Consider the following 6,735-nt stretch of genomic DNA (forward strand, 5'->3'; position numbering starts at 1 on the left):
CGGCGCGCAGATCCTTGCCGTCGGCACGCCCGATGTCGAGCAGCTGACCAGCTCGCTGATCACCGCGCTGCGGCGGCACGGCCTGGCCGATCCGACGGTCGAGCTCCGGGTCGTCGTGCGACTCCAGCGTCATCAGAGCAGCGGAAAACTGCCCCGGTTGATCGCGTTGCGCGGGTCAGGCGCTGGTTAGCGCGGGCGGTTCGGCCGCCGCCGGGTCGGGGTTGGCGATGGGCAGTCCCATGAAGCGGCGCGCGTTGTCGCCCATGAAATCGTAGGTGCGCCGCACATCCATGCCCTCGGCATAGCGCCAGAAGCCCTTGGGTTCGGGCAGGCCTTCGGGATGTGGGTAGTCCGAACCGAACAGCACCTTGTCCCAGCCCACAGTGTTGACCACATCGGACACACAGCCCTCCCAGAACGGGCTGACCCAGATGTTGCGCCGGAACACGTCGAGCGGATGCTCACCGAAGTTCTGCGGCATCTTCTTCTGCAGCTCGTCGAAGTCGTTGAACAGCGGGAAGATCCAGCTGCTGCCGTTCTCGACGCTGGCGATGCGCAGCTTCGGGAAGCGGGTCAGGGTGCCGTGGCAGATCAGGCTGGTGATCATGTCGGCGATCTCGCGATGGCCCAACACCATCCAGCGGAAGGCGCTCTGCGCCATAAAGTTCTGCGTGTGTGGGGGTTCCCACTTGGCGACGTAGTCGTCCAGCGGGGGGTAGCTGGCGTGCAGCACGATCGGCATGCCGGCGGCCTCGACGTCGCGCCAGAACGGATCGAATTCCGGCAGCGCCGGCGACCGCCACCCGTACAGGCCGTTGACCGGGCCGGGTTTGATCAACGCGACCTTGGCGCCGCGGAACAGAATGTAGTCGAGTTCGCGTTGTGCGGCATCGACTTCGGACAGGTTGATGATCGGCGTGGAGAACACCCGGCCCTGGTAGGCGAATGTCCAGTGCTCAGCCATCCACTCGTTGAGCGCATGGATGATCGCCAGGGTGAGTTCGGGATCGTCAGCTGACGAGTGCTCCACCAGGCTGGCCAGTGTCGGGTAGTTCAACGCCTCGGTCACACCTTGGCGGTCGAGTTCGGCCACCCGGTCCTCCGGATTGCGGGTCGCTGCCGGCGCTTCGATCGCTGGTCCCTGCATCTCGCGTAGCGTCAGGCCCTCGGTGTTCTCCCCGGCGAAGAACTTCTCGTGTGCCCCCGGTGCCGCGACGCGTTCGAACGTCGGGTTGGGGATGAAGTCGGTGACTTTGCCGTTGATGACGATGCGGGTCTGCTTGCCGAACTTGGCGTACTGCACGGCGCGGGAGTACTCTTCCGGCAGGTACTTGATGAGCGCGTCGGGCGTTTCGTACATGTGCTGGTCGGCGTCGAAGATCGGCGCGTCCCGAAACTGCTCAGCCATTGCGGTGGGTCCTTTCTCCCCGCTCGCGCGTGGTCTTAGCGGGTCAGGATGGTGGCGGCGGCCGTGCCGGGCGCCCCGTACAACTGGGTGAAGCCGACCTTGGGCTCGCCGGGCACCTGGCGGTCACCGGCCTCGCCGCGCAGCTGGCGGACAATTTCATGGATCTGGCGCAGCCCCGACGCCCCGATCGGCTCGCCGTTGGCGATCAGCCCGCCGTCGGTGTTGATCGGTAGTGACCCGGTGATCTCGGTGGCGCCGTCGGCCAGCAGCTTCTCCTGATCGCCGTCGGCGCAGAAGCCGCATTCGGCCATGTGGATGATCTCGGCGCCGGCGTCGGTGTCCTGCAGTTGGATCACATCCACGTCTTCGGGCGCCACCCCGGCCTTCTCGAACGCCGCGCGCGCCGCGTAGACCGTCGGCGCGACATCCTCGTCGACCGGGGCGAACGTGGTGTTCACCTCGTACGCCCCGTAGCGGCGGGTGCGCACCTCGACTGCGCGCAGGTGCACCGGCTTGTCGGTGTAGCGATCGGCGATGTCGGCGCGGCACATCACCACCGCGGCTGCCCCCTCGTCGGGCGCGCAGAACATGTACTGGGTGAGCGGATAGTTGAGCATGGTCGAGTTGAGGATCTGGTCTTCGGGGATCGGCTTGCGACGGAATGCGTTCGGATTCAGCGCGCCGTTGCGGAAGTTCTTGGCAGCCACCTTGGCCAGGGTCCGCTGCGAGATGCCGTGGTCGTGCAGGTAGCGATTGGCCTTCATGCCGAAGAACTGCGTCGTCAGGTACTGGCCGTTCTCGGCGTACCATCGCGGCATGCCGACCAGGGCCGGGTCCTCGGTGAAGGCGCCGCGGGGATGTTTGTCCAGTCCGACCGCGATGCCGATGTCATAGTCGCCCAACCGAATTCCGTCGGCGCAGGCCTTGGCCGCGCTGGCCGCGGTCGCGCAGGCGTTGAAGACGTTGGTGAACGGAATGCCGGACAGGCCGACCATGCCGACGATCGCGTCCGGGTTGGCCACCGTCCAACTGCCGCCGGTCGCCGCCCCGATATCCGACCACTGAATGCCGGCGTCGGCGACTGCGGCGAAGATCGCGTCCACACCCATCTCCATGGCTGATTTACCCTCGAACCGGCCGAAGGGATGCAGGCCGACACCGATGATGGCGACGTCGTTGGTCATGGGGATCCTCTCTAGACCGGCATGAATGTCATAAGTTCGCCACCGATCTGCTGCCGATCAACTGCGGGTCGTCGTCGGGCCAGGTCGAGATCTCGGGCGCCAGCGCCTTCTGCATCGGGGGTCCTTCGTCAAAGCAACTGTAACTGTTACGGTATCACCAATCGGCGCCGTACCAACTGGGCTTGCTGCAGCACCGCGACCGAACCCAGCGCGTCGAACAAGGTGCCGCGTGAGACGCCCACTCCGTCGCTGCCGTAGTGGGTTTCCGCACGTACCCCGACCCAGTCGCCCTCGGGGACGCGGTGGATGTGCACCACCAGATCGGTGTTGAGGAACAGCCATTCGCCAACGGATAGCCGACTGCCCATTCCGTTGGCGATATCGGCCACGGTGAACAGCCGCTGCATCGGCGTCAGTGGTTCGCCGACGACCAGATCGACCAGCGGGCGGGCCCAGCACTCGGCCGGGATGCTGTTGAGGATGTCGTTGAGCCAGCGCCAGTCCAGGCTCTGGATATAGGTCTGGTTGGTGGCTTGGTTCACGTCGTCGTCGGGGAAGCGCGGCCGACCCTCGGCCAGCGGTCGCAGTGGCGCCTCGGGGGTGAAGAACAGTTCGTCGGTGTCGTGGTGACCGAAACGCCAGGCCGAGGCGACCGCCACCGGGCGGGGCGCGCCGTCGGGACCCGGCGCCAGCATCTCGGCGTCGAGCAACTCGATCTTGGCCCCGGGGCGACGCAGGTGGGCACGGACCCACAGTTGATCGGTGACCGGCACCGGGCCCAGCAGGTCGACGACGACGCGGCTCAGCCGGGTGTCGGGCCGGGGCGCATACCGTTCCAGCGCCCGGACCAGCAACGCCGATACCGGGGCGGCGTTCTGCATATCTGCAGACCAGGTGCTGATCACGTGGTCGGACGCGCTGAACCGCTCGCCGAGCGGGTCATCGGCGTCGACGAGTTCGTAGTAGGCGTCGGTCACTGGCGCGCGGTCCTCTCGGGTTGCAGGATATGATGCCGTTATCGTAAGTGCAACGGGAAAGCTTTCAGGAGGTGGGCTGATGACCGTCGCGGATGTGCTGTTCGATCCGTTCTCGGCCGACTTCTACCGCGACCCGCATGCCATCTACCCACGCCTGCGCGCCGAGGCGCCGGTGTACTACAACGCGGAGTACGACTTCTACGCGTTGAGTCGGCACGTCGACGTCGCCGCCGGCCTCAAGGACTTCGACACCTACTCGTCGGCCTACGGCGTCGACCTCGGCATGGTGCGCACCGGCCAGAAGGCGGCGGCGAAGATGATCATCTCGATCGACCCGCCCGAACATCGGCTGATGCGCAGCCTGGTGAACAAGGTGTTCACCCCGCGGGCTATCCAGGCACTGACCGCGATGGTGACCGACACGATCGAGGGGTTCCTGTCCGCAGATCGCGATGAATTCGATGTGGTGCAGGACTTTTCGGTCTACTTCCCGGTGGACGTGATCACCCAGATGCTGGGCGTGCCTGCTGAGTACCGCCAGCAGGTCAGGCTGTGGATCGACGAATCGCTGCACCGCGAACCCGGGCAGATCGACATGTCGGAGTCGGGTACGCAGGCGATGGCCGAGATGTGGGTGATGTACTACGAACTCATCCAGCAGCGCCGGGCCGATCCGCAGGACGACATGATCAGCGATCTCATCGCCGCCGAGATTGAGCGTGAGGATGGTGAGCGAACCCGGTTGAAGGGATCCGAGATCGCGGGTTTCGCCACACTTCTGGGCGGTGCCGGGGCCGAGACGGTGACCAAGCTGATCGGTAGCGCCGCGGTCACGTTCGCCCAGCACCCCGAACAGTGGCAGACGCTACTCGACGACCGCAGTCGGATACCGGGCGCCATCGAGGAGTTGCTGCGCTACGACGCGCCGGTGCAGTACAACGTGCGCCGCTCCAACACCGACGTCACCCTGCATGGCACCACGATCCCGGCGGGCTCACCGGTGTTCCTGCTGGGCGCCTCGGCCAATCGCGACGACGCCGCCTGGACCGACCCGGACACCTTCGACATCGACCGGGATCGCAGTGAGGCGCAGAACCTGGCGTTCGGCTACGGGATTCACAGCTGCCTGGGGGCCGCGCTGGCGCGGCTGGAGAGCACGATCGCGCTGGGCAAGATGCTGGATCTGATGCCGCGCTATGAGGTGGACTGGGACGGGTGCCGACGGGTCAGCATGCAGAACGTTGCTGGGTGGTCGAACGTGCCGGTGCGCATTCTGCGCTGAGGACCGGTTCGACGGCGTCGGGATGCGTAAGGTCGTAGCTGTCGGGAGGGGAAGCGCATGGACACCAAAATCGAACACAAGCCGACGTTCTGTCGGATCTGCGAGCCGCTGTGCGGCATGGTCGCCACCGTCGAAGACGGTCGGCTCACCGCGCTGCGGCCCGACAAAGACCATCCGTTGTCCTCGGGCTTCGCCTGCCAGAAGGGCATCGCGTTCACCGAGGTGGTCAACGACCCGGACCGGGTCACCACCCCGCTGCGGCGTACCGCCGACGGATTCGAACCGGTCAGCTGGGACGAGGCGATGACCGACATCGCCGGGCGACTCGACCGCATCCTGGACAAAAGCGGACCGAGCGCGCTCGGTTGGTACTTCGGCAATCCCGGCGCGTTCAGCTATTCGCATCTGATGTGGGCGGGGATGTTCGTCAACGGGTTCGGCAAGGGTTCGCACCTGTTCACCGCGTCGTCACAGGACATCAACAACCGCCTGATGGCCAGCCAACTGCTCTACGGCACCCCGACGTCACTGCCGATCCCCGACGTACCGCGCAGCGATCTGCTGGTGGTCATGGGCGCCAACCCGGTGGTGTCGCACGGCAGCGTGCTGACCCTGCCGCGGATCAAAGACCGCATGCACGACGTCGTCAAACGGGGCGGACGGGTGGTGGTCGTCGACCCACGCCGCACCGAGACGGCCGCGCAGTTCGAATGGCTGGGCATCGTGCCCGACGGCGACGCGTATCTGCTGTTGTCGCTGCTGCAGGTGATGTTCGACGAAGACCTGGTGGACCGGGCAGCAGTGCGGCGGCAGGCCGACGGGCTGGACTGGCTGGCCGATCTGTGCCTGCCCTACACCCCGGAAGAAACGCAGGTACACACCGGGATCGAGCCCGACACCGTCCGCGGATTGGCCCGCGATCTGGCGCGCACACCGCGGGCGGCGGTCTACGGCCGGTTCGGCACCAGCACCGGCCAGAACGGCACCCTCACCACGTATCTGATCGACGCGGTCAACATCGTCGCCGGCAACGCCGATCACGCCGGCGGCATGATGCTCAATGGCCTGCGGATGCCCGGACAGCGGTGGGCGCTACAACTGGTCGGCTCGGCGCTGCGGCGCGACTATCGGCGTAGCCGATCGCGGGTGGGTCACTTTCCCAAAGTCATTGGGGCCGAACCGGCCGCAATGATGGCCAAGGAGATCAACACACCGGGCCCGGGCCAGATTCGGGCGCTGTTCGTCAGCGCCGGCAACCCGGTGCTGTCGGTGCCCAACGGCGCGGAGTTGGAGGGCGCGGTCGAGCAACTGGACCTCATGGTCGGGTTGGATTTCTACGTCACCGAGACGACCGCGCACTGCGACTACATCCTGCCGGTCACCACGATGTACGAGCGCGATGATTTCGCCATCACCTTCGCCGCGCAGTACACCACCCCGTTCCGCCAGGCCACCGAGGCGGTGATCGAGCCGATGGGGGAGTCAAGGCCCGAGTGGGTGATCATCGACGACCTCATGGCGCGGCTCGCGGGCCGCTCGAGAATGTTCCGGATGCTCGGGGCGGCCCGAAAGGCGTTGCGCCCGATAGGTCGGTCGCTGACCCCGCGGTCGATGGTGGACTACGTGATCCGGATGGCGGAGGGCGGTGACCGGTTCGGGCTGCGCCGCGGTGGGCTGAGCTTCGACCGGTTGATTCGCCGGCATCCGCACGGGGTGGTGCTGCAGCCGTATCTACCCGAGGGGTCGTTCAAGGATGGCGTGGCCTACCGGCAGGGCCGAATCCAATTGGAGCATGAGGAGATTTCCGACGACATGGTTCGGCTGGCGCGGCGCAGCCAGCAAGAGGGCTACCCGTTGCGGATGATCGGGATGCGTGAGCCTCGG

General features: G+C 66.2%; 5 protein-coding genes. 2 read left to right on the forward strand and 3 right to left on the reverse strand.

The features are described 5' to 3' along the window. Window positions 1–175: 175 nt before the first annotated feature. From ACN269_RS34310 to ACN269_RS34320, 3 genes are all read right to left on the reverse strand, one after another. Window positions 176–1,408, reverse strand: a complete 1,233-nt coding sequence (locus ACN269_RS34310; RefSeq protein ID WP_421477440.1) for an amidohydrolase family protein — start codon at window positions 1,406–1,408, stop codon at window positions 176–178. Between the two features lie 35 nt (window positions 1,409–1,443). After that, window positions 1,444–2,592: a thiolase family protein gene (locus tag ACN269_RS34315; protein WP_421477442.1), complete on the reverse strand. Its 1,149-nt coding sequence runs from the start codon at window positions 2,590–2,592 to the stop codon at window positions 1,444–1,446. Window positions 2,593–2,738: 146 nt separating this feature from the next. Continuing rightward, window positions 2,739–3,569, reverse strand: a complete 831-nt coding sequence (locus ACN269_RS34320) for a thioesterase family protein (protein WP_421477443.1) — start codon at window positions 3,567–3,569, stop codon at window positions 2,739–2,741. A 79-nt stretch (window positions 3,570–3,648) separates the two neighbouring features. Between ACN269_RS34320 and ACN269_RS34325 the strand changes: the two genes are divergently transcribed. Together ACN269_RS34325 and ACN269_RS34330 are read left to right on the forward strand one after the other, a co-directional pair. Next, on the forward strand, window positions 3,649–4,851 hold the full coding sequence (locus ACN269_RS34325) for a cytochrome P450 (RefSeq protein WP_421477445.1): 1,203 nt from the start codon (window positions 3,649–3,651) through the stop codon (window positions 4,849–4,851). A gap of 57 nt (window positions 4,852–4,908) precedes the next feature. Next, the coding region (locus ACN269_RS34330; protein WP_421477447.1) for a molybdopterin-dependent oxidoreductase at window positions 4,909–6,735 on the forward strand (1,827 nt) is incomplete at its 3' end.

Origin of the sequence: Micromonospora sp. WMMD736, from assembly GCF_049179015.1 — a bacterium.
Lineage (GTDB): Bacteria > Actinomycetota > Actinomycetes > Mycobacteriales > Micromonosporaceae > Micromonospora.

What these genes read in the sequence shown, in the direction of transcription:
- ACN269_RS34310 (WP_421477440.1), bottom strand. Translation starts at nt 1,408, where the DNA reads ATGGCTGAGCAGTTTCGGGACGCGCCGATCTTCGACGCCGACCAGCAC.
- ACN269_RS34315 (WP_421477442.1), bottom strand. Translation starts at nt 2,592, where the DNA reads ATGACCAACGACGTCGCCATCATCGGTGTCGGCCTGCATCCCTTCGGC.
- ACN269_RS34325 (WP_421477445.1), top strand. Translation starts at nt 3,649, where the DNA reads ATGACCGTCGCGGATGTGCTGTTCGATCCGTTCTCGGCCGACTTCTAC.